An 18,911-nucleotide genomic window follows, 5' to 3' on the forward strand; every position below is an offset into this window, starting at 1 on the left:
TGGGGCGGGGGCGGCGTACGACCGGCGCGTCATTCGGGCAGAGGGACGGACGGGCTGTGTCGGCCCTCTGCGGCCACACCACGGCCGCTCAGCCCGTTCGGAGACCGTCCGGCCGCCGCCGTGCCCGCCGTGAGCCTGGCTCGGCAGTCCCGAATGGCCCGGAGGCGACTCGGCGCAACCAGGACCACGGCCGGAACACAAAGGGCCCCCCAACCCAGCGCCACGGCCTGCCCCCGACGGCGGTGCTCACGTACCGTTGACACATGACGAGCATCGGTGGTGCTGCAACTCCCGGGATGGTCGACTGGAATCTCGCGGTCGCGACCGCGACCCGGCTGGTACGGCCGGGTCCCGAGGTGAGCCGGGACGAGGCCCGGGACGTCGTCGCGGAACTGCGCCGGCACGCCAAGGCGTCCGAGGGACACGTCCGCGGGTTCACCCGCCTGGGCACCCACGAGGCCCACGACACCCCCGTACTCGTGGTCGACCGCCCCGGCTGGGTCCGGGCGAACGTCGCCGGGTTCCGCGAGATCCTCAAACCGCTCCTGGACAAGATGCAGGAGCGGCGCGGCGGCACCCCCGGCGGCGCGGTCCTCGGCGCCGTCGGCGGCAAGGTCACCGGCGTGGAACTCGGGATACTGCTGTCCTTCCTCGCCTCCCGCGTCCTCGGCCAGTACGAGACCTTCGCCCCCGCCACCCGCGACCTGCCGGCCGGCGGGCCCCCCGACTCGCCCGGTGGCGGCGGCCGGCTGCTGCTCGTCGCCCCCAACATCGTCCACGTCGAGCGTGAACTCGACGTCGACCCCCACGACTTCCGCCTGTGGGTGTGCCTGCACGAGGAGACGCACCGCACGCAGTTCACCGCCGTGCCCTGGCTGCGCGACCACCTCGAGGGCGAGATCCAGTCGTTCCTCGCGGAGACGGACGTCGACCCCATGGCGCTCCTGGAGCGCATCCGCGAGGCCGCCCAGTCGCTGGCCGGCGGCCGCCCCGAGGGCGAGGAGGACGACGGCGGCCACTCCCTGGTCGAGATGGTCCAGACCCCGGCCCAGCGCGAGATCCTGGGCCGCCTCACCGCCGTGATGTCCCTCCTGGAGGGCCACGCCGACTACGTGATGGACGGCGTCGGCCCGGACGTCGTACCGACCGTGGCGGAGATCCGCGAGAAGTTCCAGCAGCGCCGCGCCAGGGGCGCCTCCCGCCTGGACATGGCCCTGCGCAAGCTGCTCGGCCTGGACGCCAAGCTGCGGCAGTACCGCGACGGCGAGCGCTTCGTACGCGCGGTCGTCGAGCAGGTCGGCATGGACGGCTTCAACCGGGTGTGGACCTCCCCCAACACCCTCCCCACCAAGGCGGAGATCTCCAAGCCGGCGGACTGGATCGCACGGGTGCACCGCAGGGCCGAACCGTGACCACGAGTGCGAGGGAGCGCATGAGGGCCGGGAAAGCGCGCCGCCGAATCCGGCCTACGGCAGGAGAACGCCACTTCAATCACTCGTCCGAGGGACCGTGAGCCATGCGTAGGCGTGCAATGCTCGGGGAACGGCCTGTTTCTGTCACCATCGACGCACTCTGAGTGACCGATATCGGGCTCACCCCCCGAAGACTCTGTGAAGGGAACCGGACATGGGTCCCCATCCTGCGGTCGCGGCGATACGCCTGGCGGTACGCCGCGTCCTCCACGACATCCTCGACGAACAGCTCTCGTCCCACCCCGCGCCGGCGCCCGCGCCCGCCCGGCCGGGCCCCCTGCCCGCGCAGCTCCCCGGGCAGCCCGCGCACGGCGCGTCGACACCGGACCCCGTCCGGGCGCCCGCCCCGCAGGCCTCCCACGGCTCACCGGCCCCGCAGGCCGCATCGGCCTCGCCCGCCGCCGCACAGGACACACCGGCCCCCCACGAGCGTCCGCCGTCGCCGCTCGTGCTCGTGGCCTGCTCCGGCGGCGCCGACTCCATGGCGCTCGCCTCCGCCCTCGCCTTCGAGGCCCCCAAACTCGGCATCCGGGCCGGCGGCGTCACCGTCGACCACGGACTGCAAGCCGGCTCCGACCTGCGCGCCGAGGAGGTCGCCCAGCGGCTGCGCGTACTGGGCCTGGACCCGGTCGAGGCCGTCGCCGTCAGCGTCGGCCGCGAGGGCGGGCCCGAAGCCGCCGCCCGTGCCGCCCGCTACGCCGCCCTCGACGCCGCCGCCGAACGCCACGGAGCCCACGCCGTCCTGCTCGGGCACACCCGCGACGACCAGGCCGAGACGGTGCTCCTCGGCCTCGCCCGCGGCTCCGGCATCCGCTCCCTGTCGGGAATGGCCGCGGTCTCGGGGGCCGGCGGCCGTTACCGCCGCCCCTTCCTGCACATCGACCGGCAGACCGCCCGCAAGGGCTGCATGGTCCAGTCCCTGCCCGTCTGGGACGACCCGCACAACACCGACCCGGCCTACACCCGCTCCCGGCTGCGCCACGAGGGCCTCCCGGCCCTGGAGAAGGCCCTCGGCAAGGGCGTCGTGGAGGCCCTGGCGCGCACCGCCCAGCTCTCCCGCGACGACGCCGACGCCCTCGACGCCTGGGCCGGCCAGGCCGAGGCCACCGTTCGCGACGACGCCGGCCGCCTGGATTGCGCCAAGCTGTACGCCCTGCCCCCCGCCGTGCGCCGCCGCATCCTGCGCCGGGCCGCCATCGACGCAGGCGCTCCGGCCGGTTCGCTGTTCGCCCGGCACATCGAGGAAGTGGACCGGCTGATCACCGGTTGGCGCGGCCAGAAGGCCATCAACCTGCCCGGCAGGGTCGTCGCCCAGCGGCAGGGTGGCAGACTGGTGATTCGGCAAGGCTGAATCGGGAACCTCGGCCGGGCCCGCTGACGCGGAGTCCGGAGGAGGACCGTCAACGCCGGTGAGACGACCGAAAGTGATGCGGGTGGACGCGAAAGACATGGGTGCCGACCTCGAGAAGGTGCTCATCACCAAGGAAGAGATCGACGCGAAGCTGGCCGAGCTGGCGGCGAAGATCGACGCGGAGTACGCGGGCAAGGACCTGCTGATCGTCGGCGTCCTCAAGGGCGCGGTGATGGTCATGGCGGACCTCGCCCGGGCGCTGTCCACCCCCGTCACCATGGACTGGATGGCCGTGTCCTCGTACGGCGCGGGCACCCAGTCCTCCGGTGTCGTGCGCATCCTCAAGGACCTCGACACCGACATCAAGGGCAGGCACGTCTTGATCGTCGAGGACATCATCGACTCCGGGCTGACCCTCTCCTGGCTGATCTCCAACCTCGGCTCCCGGGAGCCCGCCTCCCTGAAGGTGTGCACGCTGCTGCGCAAGCCCGAGGCCGCGAAGGTCGCCATCGACGTGGAGTGGGTCGGTTTCGACATCCCCAACGAGTTCGTCGTCGGCTATGGCCTGGACTACGCCGAGAAGTACCGGAACCTGCCGTTCGTCGGTACGCTCGCACCCCACGTCTACGGCGGCTGACCCCGAAGGGCTCAAGCGCGGTACGTGATCGGGAACCCCGGCGGCACCGGAGCCGTTGGAGCAAGCAGACGGGTACGTCGGCCCTACGGTGCGGCTTCGAGCCCCAATGCTGGGGTACCGTCAGAAGAACTGTCTTATCAAACTCACTATGGCAGGAGGGACGGGGCGACACCGCTCCGTATGGATGGACGTGAAGCGATACTTCCGTGGGCCGGTCATGTGGATCGTGCTGGCCGTCCTTGCCGTGGTCGTGTTGATGAATGTCGTCGGTCAGTCCGGCGGCTACAAGACGGTGGACACGGGCAAGGTCGTAGCTGCGATCAATGACAACAGGGTCCAGCAGGCCAAGCTGACCACGGGCGACGAGCAGACCATCAAGGTCGAGCTCAAGGACGGCCAGAAGGTCGACGGCAGCTCGAAGATCCAGGCGAGCTACATCGGCGACCAGGGCGTGACCATCGCCAACACGCTGCAGACCAAGTACCAGGACAAGCAGATCCCGAAGGGCTACACGGTCTCGCCGTCGAAGCAGAGCCCCTTCGTCGGCATCCTGCTCTCCCTGCTCCCCTTCGTTCTCATCGTGGTCGTCTTCCTGTTCCTGATGAACCAGATGCAGGGCGGCGGCTCCCGGGTCATGAACTTCGGCAAGTCCAAGGCCAAGCTCATCACCAAGGACACCCCGAAGACGACGTTCGCGGACGTGGCGGGCGCGGACGAGGCCGTCGAGGAGCTCCACGAGATCAAGGAGTTCCTCCAGGAGCCGGCCAAGTTCCAGGCCGTCGGGGCGAAGATCCCCAAGGGCGTGCTGCTCTACGGCCCGCCCGGCACCGGCAAGACCCTGCTCGCGCGTGCCGTCGCGGGCGAGGCCGGCGTCCCGTTCTACTCGATCTCCGGTTCCGACTTCGTCGAGATGTTCGTCGGCGTCGGCGCCTCCCGTGTCCGCGACCTGTTCGAGCAGGCCAAGGCGAACGCCCCGGCGATCGTCTTCGTCGACGAGATCGACGCGGTCGGCCGTCACCGCGGCGCCGGCCTCGGCGGCGGTCACGACGAGCGCGAGCAGACGCTGAACCAGCTGCTGGTCGAGATGGACGGATTCGACGTCAAGGGCGGCGTGATCCTGATCGCGGCCACCAACCGGCCCGACATCCTCGACCCGGCGCTGCTGCGTCCGGGCCGATTCGACCGCCAGATCGCCGTGGACCGCCCCGACATGCAGGGCCGTCTGGAGATCCTGAAGGTCCACCAGAAGGGCAAGCCGGTCGCGCCCGACGTCGACCTGTCCGCCGTCGCCCGCCGCACCCCCGGCTTCACGGGTGCCGATCTGTCCAACGTCCTGAACGAGGCCGCGCTGCTCACGGCCCGCAGCGACAAGAAGCTGATCGACAACCACATGCTGGACGAGGCGATCGACCGCGTGGTCGCAGGCCCGCAGAAGCGGACCCGGATCATGTCGGACAAGGAGAAGAAGATCACCGCGTACCACGAGGGCGGTCACGCCCTGGTCGCGGCGGCCTCGCCGAACTCCGACCCGGTCCACAAGATCACGATCCTGTCCCGCGGCCGGGCCCTCGGCTACACGATGGTCCTGCCCGACGAGGACAAGTACTCCACGACCCGCAACGAGATGCTGGACCAGCTCGCCTACATGCTGGGCGGCCGCGCGGCCGAGGAACTGGTCTTCCACGACCCGACCACGGGCGCGGCGAACGACATCGAGAAGGCCACCACCACGGCCCGCGCGATGGTCACCCAGTACGGCATGACCGAGCGTCTCGGCGCGATCAAGTTCGGCGGCGACAACACCGAGCCGTTCCTCGGACGTGAGATGGCTCACCAGCGCGACTACTCGGAAGAGGTCGCCGCGCTGGTGGACGAGGAAGTCAAGAAGCTCATCGAGAACGCGCACAACGAGGCCTGGGAGGTCCTGGTCGAGAACCGCGACGTCCTCGACAACCTCGTCCTGGCCCTCCTGGAGAAGGAGACCCTGGGCAAGGAGGAGATCGCCGAGATCTTCGCCCCGATCGTCAAGCGGCCGCCGCGGCCCGCCTGGACCGGCTCCTCCCGCCGCACCCCGTCCACCCGCCCGCCGGTGCTCTCCCCGAAGGAGCTCGCGCTGACGAACGGGGCCAACGGCTCGACGGCGGCGATCAGCACCGTCAAGTCCACGGCGACGGAACCCGCCCCGGCCACGGAGCAGGTGCCGGAGGACCGTCCGGACAACTGACCGGAGCCCGCGCCGGGCCCCCAACGGCCCCGGAATGCATGCCGCGCCCCCCAGGTTCTAGCCTGGGGGGCGCGGCATTTCGCATGTCCGCAGATCAGACACACAGGAACGAGGCTTCACATGACCGACCCCGTGACGCTGGACGGCGAGGGCTTCCTCGGAGAGTTCGACGAGAAGCGTGCCGAGAACGCCGTGCGCGAACTCCTCATCGCGGTCGGCGAGGACCCGGACCGTGAAGGCCTGCGGGAGACTCCGGCACGGGTGGCCCGGGCGTACAAGGAGATATTCGCGGGACTGTGGCAGCAGCCCGAGGACGTGCTCACGACGACGTTCGACCTGGGTCACGACGAGATGGTGCTGGTCAAGGACATCGAGGTGTTCTCCACCTGCGAGCACCACCTCGTGCCGTTCCGCGGTGTCGCGCACGTCGGCTACATCCCGTCCACCAGCGGGAAGATCACGGGGCTGTCGAAGCTGGCCCGGCTCGTGGACGTCTACGCCCGCCGCCCGCAGGTGCAGGAGCGGCTCACCACCCAGATCGCGGACTCGCTGATGGAGATCCTGGAGCCGCGCGGGGTGATCGTCGTGGTGGAGTGCGAGCACATGTGCATGTCGATGCGGGGCATCCGCAAGCCCGGCGCGAAGACCATCACCTCGGCCGTGCGCGGTCAGCTGCGGGACGCGGCGACGCGGAACGAGGCGATGAGCCTCATCATGGCGCGCTGACGCGGACGGCGCCCGGCCGCGCCCGCCCGCTCACCCGCGTACGCCGCCCGCCGGGCTCATGCCGACGGTTCCGCCCCCGGCGGGTTCTGGTCGTCGTCCTCCGGGAGTTTGCAGACCCGTTCGAGGAACAGGGCGGCCGCTATCACCGCGATGCCGGCGAGGACCGAGAAGCCGGCGTAGACGGCCTGGTCGCGGCGGGCCGGGATGTCGAGGAGTTCCAGCAGGGCGACGCCCGTGCCGCCGTACATGCCGGCGACGAGGGCGGCGACCAGGGCGCTGGCCTGACCGAAGACGACCGCGCGCGCGGCCATCATGAGGTCGACGCCCTTGGCGCCGGGCCGCCGCTCGCGCTGGGCCTTCAGCCGGGCCCGCAGGGAGAGCGCCGTGGACAGGAGGACCACGGCGATCAGGGCGAGGACGATGGGGGCGGCCAGCGGGACGCCGGGGAGTGTCCCCACCGCGTTCCACAGCCGGGCGCCCGCCCAGGACAGCACTCCGGCGACGACGAACACGCCTGCCAGCACCCTGATACGCAGCTCTCTCACGGTGTCCCTTCAGCTCCCCCGGACCGAGGCCGGTCGCAGACCTTGCGTCGCCCTGACCTTAACGACTACTCGGGCAGCCGGAGTTCCAGGTCCGCCCGGGGCTCGACGCCCTCCCGGGTGAGCGCGGTCAGCAGATCGGCCACCGCACCCCGGCCCGGGAGCTGCGCGTCCGGGTCCACGTCGTACCACGGGGCGAGGACGAAGGCGCGTTCGTGGGCGCGCGGGTGAGGGAGCGTGAGGAGCGGATCGTCGGAGACGGTCTCCGCGTGGGCGACGATGTCGACGTCGATGGTGCGCGGCCCCCAGCGCTCGTCACGGACCCGGTTGAAGGCCTCCTCGATGGCGTGGGCGCGCTCCAGCAGCGAGGACGGCGGCAGCGTGGTCTTGAGGATCACCACCGCGTTGAAGTACGACGGCTGGCTGCCGGGCTCGACGCCCCACGGCTCCGTCTCGTAGACCGGGGAGACGGCCTTGACGCGGACGCCGGGCGTGTCCTCCAGGGCGTCGACGGCCCCCTGGAGGGTCTCCAGGCGGTTGCCGAGGTTGGAGCCGATCGAGATCACGGCACGCTTGGGGTTCTGCAGAGTGGTGTCCGCGGCGTCGACCTTCTCGACGACCGAGGCGGGCACCGGCTGCACGGTCGGGTCGGTGGGCCCTTTGGTGAAAGGCGCGTTCATACTCGGCTCCGGGTGATGGTGACGGTCACGTCGTCGAAGGGAACGGTGATCGGGGCGTCCGGCTTGTGGACGCAGACCTCGACCTCCAGGACCCCGTCGTGCTTCAGACAGACCTGGGCGATGCGCTCGGCGAGCGTTTCGATGAGGTTCACGGGCTCGCCCTCCACCACGGCCACGACCTCCTCGGCCACGATGCCGTAGTGCACGGTCTTCGCCAGGTCGTCGTCGGCCGCGGCCGGCCGGGTGTCGACTCCCAGGACGACGTCCACGAGGAAGGTCTGGCCTTCCTCGCGTTCCTTGGGGAACACACCGTGGTGCCCGCGGGCCCTCAGGCCGCGCAGCGCGACACGATCCACGCGAATCACTCCTGCAATCGTCGGCGGCGACCGGTCCCTGCCGCGTGCGGGCGGCACACCGGCCTGGCACGAATCTACCTGCGGGCACTGACGGAGCCGGGCCGCGGGGAGGCGGGGGCGAGCCGGGCCCGGCAGGTTTCACCGTGTGTTTCCCCTGGAGAACCCGGTTGCTCACGGACCGGTGGGCGGCCCTTTTCCCGAAGTCCGTGATTCCGGCCACTCCGCGTTCCTGCTTCAGCGCCTACCCACTCAGGCGGGCGTGTCGTCGTCCTCGGCACCGTCGTTTTCGGCCAGAACGGGAGAGGCGTGGTGAGACCAGAGTTTCCATCCGAGACCAGTGCGACGGAACACGTTGGTGGCGACGACGAGCTGCCCCACCAGCGGGCCGAGCTCGCCGCCGGCCGCGGGGGCGGGGCCGCCGCTGAGGATGTTCTCGGTGCAGGTCACCAGGGCGGTGTCGCCGGTCACCGAGACGTGCACGTCGGTGAGGAAGAACTGGATGTAGTCGGTGTTCGCCATGATCAGCGCGTAGGAGCGCAGCACCTCGCCGCGTCCCGTGAGCACCGGCCAGCCGGGGTGCACGCACGCGATCACGCCGGTGTCGGCGGGGTCGTGGTACTCCTCGTCGACGCCCAGGTCGGAGGGGGTGAGCCAGAGCGCGGACAACTCCTCGAAGTCACCTCGCTCCATGGCCTCGTAGTAGGCGGTGTTGGCCGCCTCCACCTGCTCGACGTCGGTGTGGGGCGCGCTCACCGGTCTCCTTCGGCGGGGCCGTGCGCACCGCGTCTGCCGTCCGCCTCCCCGTCGTCGGAGGGGTGCGCCCGGTCCTGCGGTGTGCTCGCGGGGGTGCGTGCCTCTTCCACGGCGCGGGCGACGCGTACCGCGTCCGCCGTCGCGCGCACCTCGTGGACGCGCACGGCCCAGGCGCCGGCGTGCGCGGCGAGGGCGGAGACGGCGGCGGTGGCGGCGTCGCGCTCGCGCGCGGGCGGGGGCGCGCCCTCCGGGCCTGCCAGCACCCGCCCGAGGAACCGCTTGCGGGAGGCGGCGACCAGGACGGGGTGGCCGAGCCCGCGCAGGCGGTCGAGGTGGGCCAGGAGCGTGAGGTCGTGCCCGGCCTCCTTGGAGAAGCCGAGACCGGGGTCGACGACGATGCGGTCGGCGGCGATCCCGCCCTCCAGGACGGCCTCCACGCGCGCGTGCAGCTCGTCGACGACCTCGGAGACGACGTCCTCGTAGACGCCGCTGACGTTGCCGCCCTCCAGGAAGCCGCGCCAGTGCATCACGACGAAGGGGGCGCCCGCCTCCGCGACCACGGGGATCATGGCGGGGTCCGCGAGGCCGCCGCTGACGTCGTTGACGAGGGCGGCGCCGGCCGCGAGGGCCTGTTCGGCGACGCGGGCGCGCATGGTGTCGACGGAGATCGTGACGCCCTCGGCGGCGAGGCCGCGCACCACGGGGATGACGCGCCGCAGTTCCTCGTCCTCGTCGACGCGGGTGGCGCCGGGCCGGGTGGACTCGCCGCCGACGTCGATCAGGTCCGCGCCCTGGGCGACCAGGTCCAGGCCGTGCTTGACGGCGGTGGTCGTGTCGAACCAGCGGCCTCCGTCGGAGAAGGAGTCGGGGGTCACGTTCACGACCCCCATGACCGCGCACCGGCCCCACGTCGGAAGGCCCGCCACGCGGCCGCGCCCGCTGAAGTTGCTCATACGTTCAGCGTAGGCCCCGTCCCCGGCCCCCTCGTGCTGTGGCCCGGGCGGAGCCTCCCTGTGCTGGAGGGGCGGGAGGTCCGCCCGGGCCGGTCCGGGGTCATGCCGCGCGCACGTCCCCTTCCGCCACCGAGTGCGCGCAGGCGCTCCGGGCGGCGGAGCGGCGGCGCAGGAAGCGCGGCAGCGGCAGGGCGAGGTCGACGAAGCCCTCGGCCTGCATGGCGGCGAAGCCGATGCGGGGCAGGTCCGAGGAGGCGCGGTAGACGACGAACCGCGGCTCCCAGCGTGGCTGGAACTTGGCGTTGAACTTGTACAGCGACTCGATCTGGAACCAGCGGGAGAGGAAGACCAGCAGCCCGCGCCAGGCGCGCAGCACCGGGCCCGCGCCGATCTTCTCGCCCCGCGCCAGCGCCGAGCGGAACATCGCGAAGTTCAGTGATATGCGGGTGATGCCGAACTTCGGGGCGGCCTGGAGTGCCGCCACGATCAGCAGTTCGTTCATGCCGGGGTCGGCCGAGCGGTCGCGCCGCATCAGGTCCAGGGACACGCCGTCCCCGCCCCACGGCACGAAGTGCAGGATCGCCTTCAGATCGCCGTACTCGCCCGGCTCCTCGTCCTGCTTGTGGGCGGTGGCGATGAGGCACTCGCCGTCGGCCGGGTCGCCGATCCGGCCGAGCGCCATGGAGAAGCCGCGTTCGGTGTCGGTGCCGCGCCAGTCCTCGGCGGCCCGCCGGACGCGCTCCAGCTCGGTGCCGCCGAGGTCACGGATGCGCCGCACCCGGGTTTCGTAGCCGGCTCGCTCGATGCGCTTGACCATCTGGCGGACGTTGCGCATCGCGCGTCCGGCGAGCGAGAAATCCGCGACGTCGACCACCGCCTCGTCGCCCAGTTCCAGGGCGTCCAGACCGGTCTCCCGGGTCCACACCTCGCCGCCGGTCTCGGAGCAGCCCATCACGGCGGGCGTCCAGGAGTGGGCCTTGGCCTCGTCCATGAAGCGCTCGATGGCCCCCGGCCAGGCCTCGACGTCGCCGATGGGGTCGCCGCTGGCGAGCATCACGCCGGAGACGACGCGGTACGTCACCGCCGCCTTGCCGCTGGGGGAGAACACGACCGCCTTGTCGCGGCGCAGCGCGAAGTGGCCGAGGGAGTCGCGGCCGCCGTGCCGGGCCAGCAGCTCGCGCAGCCGGGTCTCGTCCTCCTCGGTCAGACGCGCCGCCGGGTGCTCGGGCCGGAAGGCCAGATAGACGGTGGTGACGGCGGTGAGCCAGCCGAGGGCACCGAGGGAGAAGGCGACGGTCCAGGAGGTGTTGCCCTGGTAGTCCACCGGGCCCTCGAAGCCGATCAGGCCGTAGACGACATGGGTCAGCCGGTCCGCCACGCTGGGGTCGCCGACCATGCGGTGCGTGTGCACGCTGACGATGATCATGCCCAGGGCCAGTGAGCCGGCGCTCATGAGGACGAAGTTGGCCAGCGCCCGCCAGCGGCTGCGCGGGTCCGGCAGCGCGGCGAACTGGCCGCGGTGGATCAGTAGCGGCGCGAGCAGCGCCAGCGAGATGACCACCCCGACGATCGAGTGCCGGTAGACGAACTCCGCCGCCGCACCGGCCGGCAGCAGGACCACGGCCGCGCGCCAGGCCCGGCGCTTGCGCCGTTTCAGGCCGTGCGCGAGCAGCAGCAACAGCACGCCCACGCTGAGCGAGAGCGCCGCGGCGAACGGGCCGAACGAGCCCGGCAGCACCTCGGCCAGGGCGTGCATGCGGCTGTGCCGGAAGCGCGGGAAGACCCCCGCGGCGATGTCCAGGAGACCGACGACCGCGCAGGCCCTGGCGACCAGCACGGGGACGGCCTCGGGGCGCGGGCCGCGGAGTATGCGCCGCACCCTGCTCGATCGGTCCGGAACCCCGTCCGACAATTCCCCATCTATCCTGACAGACATCGCATCCCGTAGTTCTGCGAGAGACCTTGAATCCGGTGCCGATCCGGGCATCCGGCGACATTGCGCCCTCTAGGACGGTGTCTCGGGGAGAGAGGTTCACTCCCCACCGGAAAGTCGGGTCAAAGGGCAGGGAAAGTCCAAGGCAAGCCCTCGCAAGGAAGCGTCGGCGGGCCCTGGGCGGGAAGCGCAGGCAGGAAAAGCCCATGGGTCTCATGAGCAACAAAGTGCTGGTACTGGCGATCCTCTGCGCCGTGCTGCTGTTCGTCGGCACGGTGTGGCTCTGGCCGCGTCTGGCCCGCGGCACCTGGCGCGCGGTGACCGGACGCGTCAGCATTCTGCTGGCCACGCAGGTGGCGATCTTCGCCTGCGTCGGACTGGCCGCCAACCAGGCCTTCGGCTTCTACGCCAGCTGGGCGGACCTGTTCGGGCAGGAGAACGCGCCCGGGGTTGTCATGGACAACTCGGCGCACGGCCGCACCGGCGGACCCCTCCAGGTGATCGGCACCCAGCAGGTGCGGCTGGACAACGGCGACCGGCCGGACGTCTCCGGCCAGATCCAGCAGGTCGGCATCGTGGGCCGTACGACGCACATCGCCTCGCCCGCGTTCGTCTACCTGCCCCCGGAGTACTTCCAGCCGCAGTACCGGACCCGTACCTTCCCGGCGGCCGTGGTCCTCACCGGCTACCCGGGCACCGCGCAGTCGCTGATCAGCAAGCTGCGCTACCCGCACACCGCGCAGGAACTCGCCAGGACCGGGCGGATGCAGCCGATGATCCTGGTGATGCTGCGGCCCACGGTGGCACCGCCGCGTGACACGGAGTGCGTGGACATCCCGGGCGGCCCGCAGACCGAGTCGTTCTTCGCCAAGGATCTGCCGGACGCGGTTCTCGCGCACTACCGGGTCGGAAAGAAACCGGGCAGCTGGGGCATCGTCGGCGACTCAACGGGCGGTTACTGCGCGCTGAAACTCGCCCTGCACCATCCCGAGGTGTATGCCGCGGGCGCGGGTCTGTCCCCGTACTACAAGGCGCCCACCGACCCGACCACGGGTGATCTTTTTCAAGGGGACAGGAACCTGCGGAATCGTGCCGATCTGATGTGGAGCATCAAGCACCTGGCGGCGCCCGACACTTCACTGCTCGTCACCAGCAGCAGGCTCGGCGAGACCAACTACAGGTCGACGCTCAGGTTCATCGATGCGGTGAAGGCGACGAACAGGACGCGGATCGCGTCCATCATCCTCGACAGCGGCGGCCACAACTTCAACACCTGGCGGCGCGAGATCCCGGCGACGTTGCAGTGGATGAGCGACCTGCTCGGCGACCACTGAAAATGATCTTGTTGAAACGTCGGCGGAAGTGAGGGAAGGCGAGCGGGCCGGAGCGGCGGAAGGCGAAGGAAGAAGCAGAGGAAAACGCGGCCGGAACTTCCGCTGTCACATGAAGGTTTCGTTATGGCTGTCTTTTTGCGGGGCGGCCCGGCATGATTCGCGTACGCGCGGTAAGTTTCTGGCCATGCCACGTGGACGTCACCGCCATTCCCCACCCCTGCACAGGCTGTTGCCTTCCTCGGCGATCGCCGGCGTCGCTGTCGTCTGCGCCCTTGGTCCCTGGGCGTTCACGGACGCGGTGGTGCTGCGGTTGCTCGCCGGGACCGCCGCGGTGACCGCTGTTCTCGGTGCGTTCGTCATGCGCCGCTGGGACGCGCAGGCCGGACGGCGGGTAGCCGACCTCACGCGCGCGCGTGCGAGCGACGAGTGGCGGTTCGAGGAACGGGTCGCCGAACTCGAGACCGACCTCGAGGAATCGCGCGAACTGCGCGGCCGCCTCGAGCAGAAGCTGCGCGCCAGGCGCACGGAACTCGCGGGGCTGCGCAACGAGCACGCGTCGCTCCTGCGGCGGTACGCCACGGCGGAGACCGAGCGTGCGACCGCGCTGGAGGGCCGCCGCCTGCTGGAGATCGAGACCGGCTCCGACATGCTCGCGCTGCCCGCCGCGCCGACGGCCGCTCCGGACGCCGCGGGCACGGAGACGCACGAGTCCGCGGCCCCCGTGACCGGGCCCACCGAGAAGAAGCCGGGGGCCGCGGCCCCCGCCGTGTTCTCCCCGGAGGGGTCCGAGCTGTACCTGCGTGCCGAGGCCGCGCTGTCGCGGTTGGGCAAGGGCGGCGCCCGGGCGGCGCGGACGGACGAGGCCACGAGGACGGGCTCCTCCGAGGAATCTGACACGGCGTCGGAGACCGACCCGGTGCGGGACACGGCCGTGACGGCGGACGGCGACACCGACCCGGATCCCGCGCGGGAGACCGGGACGGGCGAGACGCCCGAGCACGCGGCCGCCACGACCGAGACGGCTGAGACGGCTGAGACGACCGAGGCGGCCGACCCTAGTGACCCCGCCGAGGTGACCGGGATGGCTGAACCCGCCGGACCCGCCGGACCCGCCGAAGCTGACGGACCCGCCGGACCCGCCGAAGCTGACGGACCCGCCGGACCCGCCGAAGCTGCCGATCCCGCCGACCGGTCCACCGCCGCCGATTCGGGCGAGCAGGCCGCACCGGACCCCTCCGCCACGGCGGTCGAGCCGGCCAAGGCCGCGCCGCAGTCGCAACTGCCCTCCGGGCACTTCACCGTGCCGACCGCGGTGGCCGTCGTACCGGCCGCGCCCGCGCGGCGCCCGCTGGTCGAGGGCGGATTCGACTTCTTCGGCACGAAGAAGGAAGCGGCGGACACCGGGCCGGGCGCCGTCCGGAACGACGACCTCGTCGACGTGGTGGGCCAGGAGGCGCTCGCCCTGCACAAGGCGGAGGCCGAGTCCCAGTACAAGCCGGCCGACGCGGACGCGCCGGCCGCCGGCCGTCAGATCATCGACCTGACGGCCCACGACGAGACGGAACGGATCGACCTTCCGGGGCTGCGCACCGCGGCCTCCTGACGGCCGTCTCCCACGCCACACCGCGACGCCGGGCGCCCGCCCGGCGTCGCGCTCGTTTCATCCACCGGCCCGTCATCCACCGGCCCGTTATTCACCGGTCAGGTCATCCACCGGTCAGGCCGAGCGCTCCGGCGGCCCGTGCGCGACCTCTCCGCCTGGGTCCGCAGCAGCCGGGCCGCCTCCTGAGCGTCCCGCAGGCGGGCCGTCACGGTCTTGTCGGCCCCGTTGTCCACGTGCACGCCGGCGAGGCCCCACACGCGCAGCCAGGGCCCCTGCCGCAGCCGTACGCTCTGCACCTTCGCGTGCGGGACCAGCGCGAGCCGGCGCCGCAGCAGTCCGTGCCGTGCGGCGAACACCGCGTCGGTGACGGCGATCCCGTGCCCGCGCCACCACACCGGCGCGCACCACCGGGCGCGCCGCGGCGGCCGGAGCAGGTCGGTGGCCTGCGGCACCGTCACCCCGGGCAGGACCCGCGCGATCAACGATTCGGCGACCTCCCGCGGAGCGACCGGCAGCAGCACGGAGTTCGACGACCCGGCGACGTCCAGCTCGACCCGCACCCAGCCGCGCCACCGCCACAGCAGCGGTTCCACGATCCGCACGGTCTGCACCCGCCCCGGCGGCACCGTCTCGTGCGTGCGGTCCAGCAGTCCCCGGTCGATCCGCAGCCCGTCGGGCGATTCGCTCACGAGCCAGTCGTACTCGGCGGCGAAGCGACCCGCGCTGTTCGCCACGGCGCTGCCGAGCAGCGGCAGGACGGTGGCGAGCACCGTCCACAGGCTGTGGGTGGCCAGCCACAGCAGCGGCGGTACGACGGCGGCGGCGACCAGTGATCCCCAGGTCGCGCCGGTCAGCAGCAGCGAGGCGGCGATCACGCGCCCGGGTACGCGCACCAGCTCCCGCGCGGGTGCCTCACCGACCTCGTGCGCCGTCTCGGGCGCGAACCCGGCCGCGCGCGCGAGCAGTTCGGCGCGCAGCGCCCGGGCCTCCTCCTCGCCGAGGAAGGCGAGTTCGTCCTTCTTGTCCGTCCCTATGACGTCGAGTTTCAGCTTGGCCACGCCCGCGACCCGTGCGAGCAGCGGCCGGGTGACGTCGACGGCCTGGATCCGCTCCAGCCGGATGTGCGCGGTGCGGCGGAAGAACAGCCCGGTACGGATGCGCAGTTCGGTGCCGGTCACCGCGAAGTGCGTGAACCACCAGGACAGGAAGCCGTAGAGGGCGGCCACGGGTATGACGACCGCGAGCCCGATCAGCAGCGTGGTCGTCGTCAGCCGCGTCAGGTGCCGCTGCGCCTGGTCGGGGTCGTGCACGGCCCAGCCCGTGAGGACGGCGACCGGCGCCCACGCCCGTCTCAGGGGCGTGACGGGATGCAGCCGCCGCTCGGTCACGGGCCGCCCGTCGCGTACGGCCGTGTCGCTCACGGCCTTCTCGGACACGTCCCCGCCGCTCACGGGCTCTTCGGGTGCGGCTTCTGCGCGTAGGGCTTCTCCGAGTGCGGCCTTTTCGCGTACGGCCTTTTCGCGTACGGCCTTTTCGCGTATGGCCTCTTCGTCCTCCGCCGCCGTCACAGCCCCGCCGATCGTGCCTCGCCGAGTTCGGTGAGCCGGTCGCGCAGCCGTTCCGCCTCGGCCGGGTCGAGGCCGGGGATGGTCGCGTCGGTCGCGGCGGCGGCCGTGTGCAGCTGCACGGTGGCCAGCCCGAAGTGCCGCTCGACGGGCCCGGAGGTGACCTCGACCAGCTGCATCCGCCCATAGGGCACGACGGTCTCCCCGCGCCACAGCACACCCCGGCTGATCAGCAGGTCGTCGGCGCGCTCGGTGTACCGCCACGAGCACCAGTTGCGGCCCAGCAGCACCCAGCCCCACGCCATCACCGCCAGCGGCAGCAGCGCGAACGCCGACCAGGCGGGACCGGCCAGCAGGCCCGGCAGCAACCCCGCGGCCAGGGCGAACAGGCCCATCCACACCACCAGCAGCAGCCGGCGCAGACGCAGCAGGCCGCGCGGCAGCGCTCTCCAGGCCGGCGCGCTCCCGGCCGCCGCCCGTTCGTCCTCCGGGATCCCCGTTTCCATGGGGCAAGCGTACGTACGAGAGACTGTGTCCATGACTCCCACGAAGGAGACCACGGTCGGGATCGGCGGCGCCGCGGAGAGCACCGACATGGTGCTCAACATCGGGCCCCAGCACCCGTCCACGCACGGTGTTCTGCGGCTGAAGCTGGTGCTGGACGGCGAGCGCATCATGCGCGCCGAGCCGGTGATCGGCTATATGCACCGCGGCGCGGAGAAGCTGTTCGAGGCACGGGACTACCGCCAGATCATCATGCTGGCCAACCGCCACGACTGGCTGTCGGCCTTCTCGAACGAGCTGGGCGTGGTCCTCGCCGTGGAGCGGATGCTCGGCATGGAGGTGCCCCCGCGCGCGGTGTGGACGCGCACCCTGCTCGCCGAGCTGAACCGGGTGCTCAACCACCTGATGTTCCTCGGCTCCTACCCGCTGGAGCTGGGCGGCATCACCCCGGTCTTCTACGCGTTCCGGGAACGCGAGGTCCTCCAGAACGTCATGGAGGAGGTCTCCGGCGGCCGGATGCACTACATGTTCAACCGTGTCGGCGGCCTGAAGGAGGACCTGCCGGCCGGCTGGGCCACGCGCGCGCGTGCCGCGGTGGCCGCCGTGCGCTCGCGGATGGACGTCTTCGACGACCTGGTGCTCGGCAACGAGATCTTCCGGGGCCGCACCCGGGGCGTGGGCGTCCTGACGCCGCGGGCCGTGCACGCCTACGGCGTGAGCGGTCCCATCGCGCGCGCCTCGGGCGTCGACTTCGACCTGCGCCGCGACGAGCCGTACCTGGCGTACGCGGAGGTGCAGGACACCCTGAAGGTGGTCACCCGGCAGGAGGGCGACTGCCTGGCCCGCTTCGAGTGCCTGCTGGAGCAGGCCCACAACGCGCTGGACCTCGCCGACGCCTGTCTGGACCGGCTGGCCGAGCTGCCGCCCGGCCCGATCAACCAGCGGCTGCCGAAGGTCCTCAAGGCACCCGAGGGGCACACGTACGCGTGGACCGAGAACCCGCTCGGGATCAACGGCTACTACCTGGTCAGCAAGGGTGAGAAGACCCCGTACCGGCTGAAGCTGCGCTCGGCGTCGTACAACAACATCCAGGCGCTCACCGAGCTGCTGCCGGGCACGCTGGTGGCGGACATGGTGGCCATCCTGGGGTCAATGTTCTTCGTGGTCGGGGACATCGACAAGTAGGGCCGCCGCGTCCGCCTCCGCGAGGCCGACAGGCTGCACCAGCCAGCCGAAGTCGCCGAGCCCGCCCGCCGCGGTGAGTTCGGCGGCCTCCCCGGCGCGTGCGAGGGCGCGTACGTAGTCCGAGGGGTTCGTGGAGGCGAGCGTGAGCGGGGGGCGCTCGCCGGTGATTCCCAGGGCGTGCAGGGCCTCGCGCTGGGTCAGCAGCCGGACGCCCGGAGGCGCGCACGCGGCGCAGGCGTCCAGAGCGACGTGCGCCGTGATGTCGCACGACCCGTCCGGCACCGGCGCCGTCTCCCGGCCTTCCCGGAAGCCGGTGAGCGTTCCGAAGGGCGGTCGCGCGCCGGCCGTGTGCGCGTAGTCGACGGAGACCGCGAGGCCCCGCTCGACCCGCGAGACCGCGTCGGCCCAGGCGGTGTCGCGGGGCAGCCCGATCTCCGCGCGCAGACCCTGCTCGGCGGGCAGCGGCCACCACCGGGCCAGCCACCGCGCCTGCGCCCCCGACAGCGGTTCCCCGAGCCGTTCCGTACCGTCCCGCCGGACCAGGACCCGCCGGGGTACGCCCGCGGAGTCCACCTCCGCGACCTCCAGCGGCACGTTGTCCAGCCACTCGTTGGCGAACAGCAGTCCGGTGATCCCCCGAGGTGCCTGCCCCGACCATGCGATCCGGTCGTCCAGCCCCTCCGGCCAGGCGGCGATCTCGACCGCGTGCACGCGCGTGCGTGCCGCCACGTCCGCCGGCAGCGCGCCGAGCACGCCCGTGGCCAGTTCGCCCCGCCCGGCCGCCATGTCGACGAAGTCGAGCGCCGCCGGGCGGCCCAGCGCCACGTCGACCCGGCACAGCAGCCGCGCCACGGCCGCCGCGAACAGGGGCGAGGCGTGCACGGACGTACGGAAGTGACCGGCCGGGCCCTCGGGCCGCCGGTAGAAGCCGTCCGGCCCGTACAGGGCCTCCTCGGTCGCCGCCCGCCAGCCGCGCCACTCCCCGGCCCGGCCCTCCGCCGCGCTCTGCGCCGTGGTGCGCCGGGTGCTGCCGGCCGTGGTGCGCGCGGTGCTGCCCGCCGTGTCGTCCGCCACCCGGACAGACTAAGGTCCG

At 71.9% G+C, this 18,911-nt stretch carries 17 protein-coding genes; 8 read left to right on the forward strand and 9 right to left on the reverse strand.

Annotation, left to right across the window (positions count from 1 at the left end; translation table 11 throughout):
• Positions 1 to 263 precede the first annotated feature (263 nt).
• The 5 genes from ACWC91_RS33255 (at position 264) to folE (ending at position 6,410) form a co-directional block, all read left to right on the forward strand.
• On the forward strand, positions 264 to 1,412 hold the full coding sequence (locus ACWC91_RS33255; RefSeq protein ID WP_225076911.1) for a zinc-dependent metalloprotease: 1,149 nt from the start codon (positions 264 to 266) through the stop codon (positions 1,410 to 1,412).
• 214 nt (positions 1,413 to 1,626) lie between these two features.
• Positions 1,627 to 2,823 carry a tRNA lysidine(34) synthetase TilS gene (gene tilS / locus ACWC91_RS33260; protein WP_450640210.1) on the forward strand — a complete coding sequence of 399 codons (1,197 nt, stop codon included), beginning with the start codon at positions 1,627 to 1,629 and terminating at the stop codon, positions 2,821 to 2,823.
• A gap of 76 nt (positions 2,824 to 2,899) precedes the next feature.
• Positions 2,900 to 3,460 carry a hypoxanthine phosphoribosyltransferase gene (gene hpt / locus ACWC91_RS33265; RefSeq protein ID WP_141366386.1) on the forward strand — a complete coding sequence of 187 codons (561 nt, stop codon included), beginning with the start codon at positions 2,900 to 2,902 and terminating at the stop codon, positions 3,458 to 3,460.
• Between the two features lie 184 nt (positions 3,461 to 3,644).
• On the forward strand, positions 3,645 to 5,684 hold the full coding sequence (gene ftsH / locus ACWC91_RS33270) for an ATP-dependent zinc metalloprotease FtsH (protein WP_450640212.1): 2,040 nt from the start codon (positions 3,645 to 3,647) through the stop codon (positions 5,682 to 5,684).
• Positions 5,685 to 5,804: 120 nt separating this feature from the next.
• Complete coding sequence (folE, locus tag ACWC91_RS33275; protein ID WP_225076908.1) at positions 5,805 to 6,410, forward strand: GTP cyclohydrolase I FolE; 606 nt, start codon at positions 5,805 to 5,807, stop codon at positions 6,408 to 6,410.
• Between the two features lie 56 nt (positions 6,411 to 6,466).
• Here the strand turns inward: folE and ACWC91_RS33280 are convergent, their stop codons facing one another.
• From ACWC91_RS33280 to ACWC91_RS33305, 6 genes are all read right to left on the reverse strand, one after another.
• The gene (locus ACWC91_RS33280; RefSeq protein ID WP_225076907.1) at positions 6,467 to 6,955 is read right to left on the reverse strand and encodes a DUF3180 domain-containing protein; all 489 of its coding nucleotides are present in this window, start codon (positions 6,953 to 6,955) and stop codon (positions 6,467 to 6,469) included.
• 65 nt (positions 6,956 to 7,020) lie between these two features.
• Positions 7,021 to 7,632, reverse strand: coding sequence for a 2-amino-4-hydroxy-6-hydroxymethyldihydropteridine diphosphokinase (gene folK, locus ACWC91_RS33285; RefSeq protein WP_141359599.1), 612 nt, complete (start codon positions 7,630 to 7,632; stop codon positions 7,021 to 7,023).
• Positions 7,629 to 7,988, reverse strand: a complete 360-nt coding sequence (folB, locus tag ACWC91_RS33290; protein WP_225076906.1) for a dihydroneopterin aldolase — start codon at positions 7,986 to 7,988, stop codon at positions 7,629 to 7,631. Before folB ends, folK begins: the two co-directional genes overlap by 4 nt.
• A gap of 249 nt (positions 7,989 to 8,237) precedes the next feature.
• Positions 8,238 to 8,741, reverse strand: coding sequence for a nuclear transport factor 2 family protein (locus tag ACWC91_RS33295; protein WP_225076905.1), 504 nt, complete (start codon positions 8,739 to 8,741; stop codon positions 8,238 to 8,240).
• Positions 8,738 to 9,694, reverse strand: coding sequence for a dihydropteroate synthase (gene folP, locus ACWC91_RS33300; RefSeq protein ID WP_225076904.1), 957 nt, complete (start codon positions 9,692 to 9,694; stop codon positions 8,738 to 8,740). Before folP ends, ACWC91_RS33295 begins: the two co-directional genes overlap by 4 nt.
• Before the next feature lie 100 nt (positions 9,695 to 9,794).
• Complete coding sequence (locus ACWC91_RS33305; RefSeq protein ID WP_450640214.1) at positions 9,795 to 11,630, reverse strand: phosphatidylglycerol lysyltransferase domain-containing protein; 1,836 nt, start codon at positions 11,628 to 11,630, stop codon at positions 9,795 to 9,797.
• A gap of 203 nt (positions 11,631 to 11,833) precedes the next feature.
• Between ACWC91_RS33305 and ACWC91_RS33310 the strand changes: the two genes are divergently transcribed.
• Both ACWC91_RS33310 and ACWC91_RS33315 read left to right on the forward strand, forming a co-directional pair.
• Positions 11,834 to 12,961 (forward strand): alpha/beta hydrolase, encoded by a 1,128-nt coding sequence (locus ACWC91_RS33310; RefSeq protein ID WP_450640215.1) that lies wholly within the window; start codon positions 11,834 to 11,836, stop codon positions 12,959 to 12,961.
• A gap of 184 nt (positions 12,962 to 13,145) precedes the next feature.
• Positions 13,146 to 14,564: a hypothetical protein gene (locus ACWC91_RS33315; RefSeq protein ID WP_450640217.1), complete on the forward strand. Its 1,419-nt coding sequence runs from the start codon at positions 13,146 to 13,148 to the stop codon at positions 14,562 to 14,564.
• Between the two features lie 98 nt (positions 14,565 to 14,662).
• Here the strand turns inward: ACWC91_RS33315 and ACWC91_RS33320 are convergent, their stop codons facing one another.
• Positions 14,663 to 16,000 carry a PH domain-containing protein gene (locus tag ACWC91_RS33320; protein ID WP_450726157.1) on the reverse strand — a complete coding sequence of 446 codons (1,338 nt, stop codon included), beginning with the start codon at positions 15,998 to 16,000 and terminating at the stop codon, positions 14,663 to 14,665.
• 128 nt (positions 16,001 to 16,128) lie between these two features.
• Positions 16,129 to 16,635 carry a PH domain-containing protein gene (locus ACWC91_RS33325; protein ID WP_450640220.1) on the reverse strand — a complete coding sequence of 169 codons (507 nt, stop codon included), beginning with the start codon at positions 16,633 to 16,635 and terminating at the stop codon, positions 16,129 to 16,131.
• Positions 16,636 to 16,666: 31 nt separating this feature from the next.
• Here ACWC91_RS33325 and ACWC91_RS33330 point away from each other — a divergent pair, with 31 nt between their 5' ends.
• Positions 16,667 to 17,818 (forward strand): NADH-quinone oxidoreductase subunit D, encoded by a 1,152-nt coding sequence (locus ACWC91_RS33330; RefSeq protein ID WP_225076899.1) that lies wholly within the window; start codon positions 16,667 to 16,669, stop codon positions 17,816 to 17,818.
• Here the strand turns inward: ACWC91_RS33330 and ACWC91_RS33335 are convergent.
• Positions 17,783 to 18,892, reverse strand: coding sequence for an SAM-dependent methyltransferase (locus ACWC91_RS33335; protein ID WP_450640223.1), 1,110 nt, complete (start codon positions 18,890 to 18,892; stop codon positions 17,783 to 17,785). The two genes, ACWC91_RS33330 and ACWC91_RS33335, sit on opposite strands and share 36 nt — an antisense overlap.
• Between the last annotated feature and the right edge of the window lie 19 nt (positions 18,893 to 18,911).

It is taken from the genome of Streptomyces sp. NPDC001204, assembly GCF_053598035.1.

Bases quoted from the DNA above. Each gene is read 5' to 3' on its own strand.
- ACWC91_RS33255 (WP_225076911.1), top strand. From the start codon at position 264: ATGACGAGCATCGGTGGTGCTGCAACTCCCGGGATGGTCGACTGGAAT.
- tilS (WP_450640210.1), top strand. From the start codon at position 1,627: ATGGGTCCCCATCCTGCGGTCGCGGCGATACGCCTGGCGGTACGCCGC.
- hpt (WP_141366386.1), top strand. From the start codon at position 2,900: ATGCGGGTGGACGCGAAAGACATGGGTGCCGACCTCGAGAAGGTGCTC.
- ftsH (WP_450640212.1), top strand. From the start codon at position 3,645: ATGGACGTGAAGCGATACTTCCGTGGGCCGGTCATGTGGATCGTGCTG.
- folE (WP_225076908.1), top strand. From the start codon at position 5,805: ATGACCGACCCCGTGACGCTGGACGGCGAGGGCTTCCTCGGAGAGTTC.
- folK (WP_141359599.1), bottom strand. From the start codon at position 7,632: ATGAACGCGCCTTTCACCAAAGGGCCCACCGACCCGACCGTGCAGCCG.
- folP (WP_225076904.1), bottom strand. From the start codon at position 9,694: ATGAGCAACTTCAGCGGGCGCGGCCGCGTGGCGGGCCTTCCGACGTGG.
- ACWC91_RS33305 (WP_450640214.1), bottom strand. From the start codon at position 11,630: ATGTCTGTCAGGATAGATGGGGAATTGTCGGACGGGGTTCCGGACCGA.
- ACWC91_RS33310 (WP_450640215.1), top strand. From the start codon at position 11,834: ATGGGTCTCATGAGCAACAAAGTGCTGGTACTGGCGATCCTCTGCGCC.
- ACWC91_RS33315 (WP_450640217.1), top strand. From the start codon at position 13,146: ATGCCACGTGGACGTCACCGCCATTCCCCACCCCTGCACAGGCTGTTG.
- ACWC91_RS33325 (WP_450640220.1), bottom strand. From the start codon at position 16,635: ATGGAAACGGGGATCCCGGAGGACGAACGGGCGGCGGCCGGGAGCGCG.
- ACWC91_RS33330 (WP_225076899.1), top strand. From the start codon at position 16,667: ATGACTCCCACGAAGGAGACCACGGTCGGGATCGGCGGCGCCGCGGAG.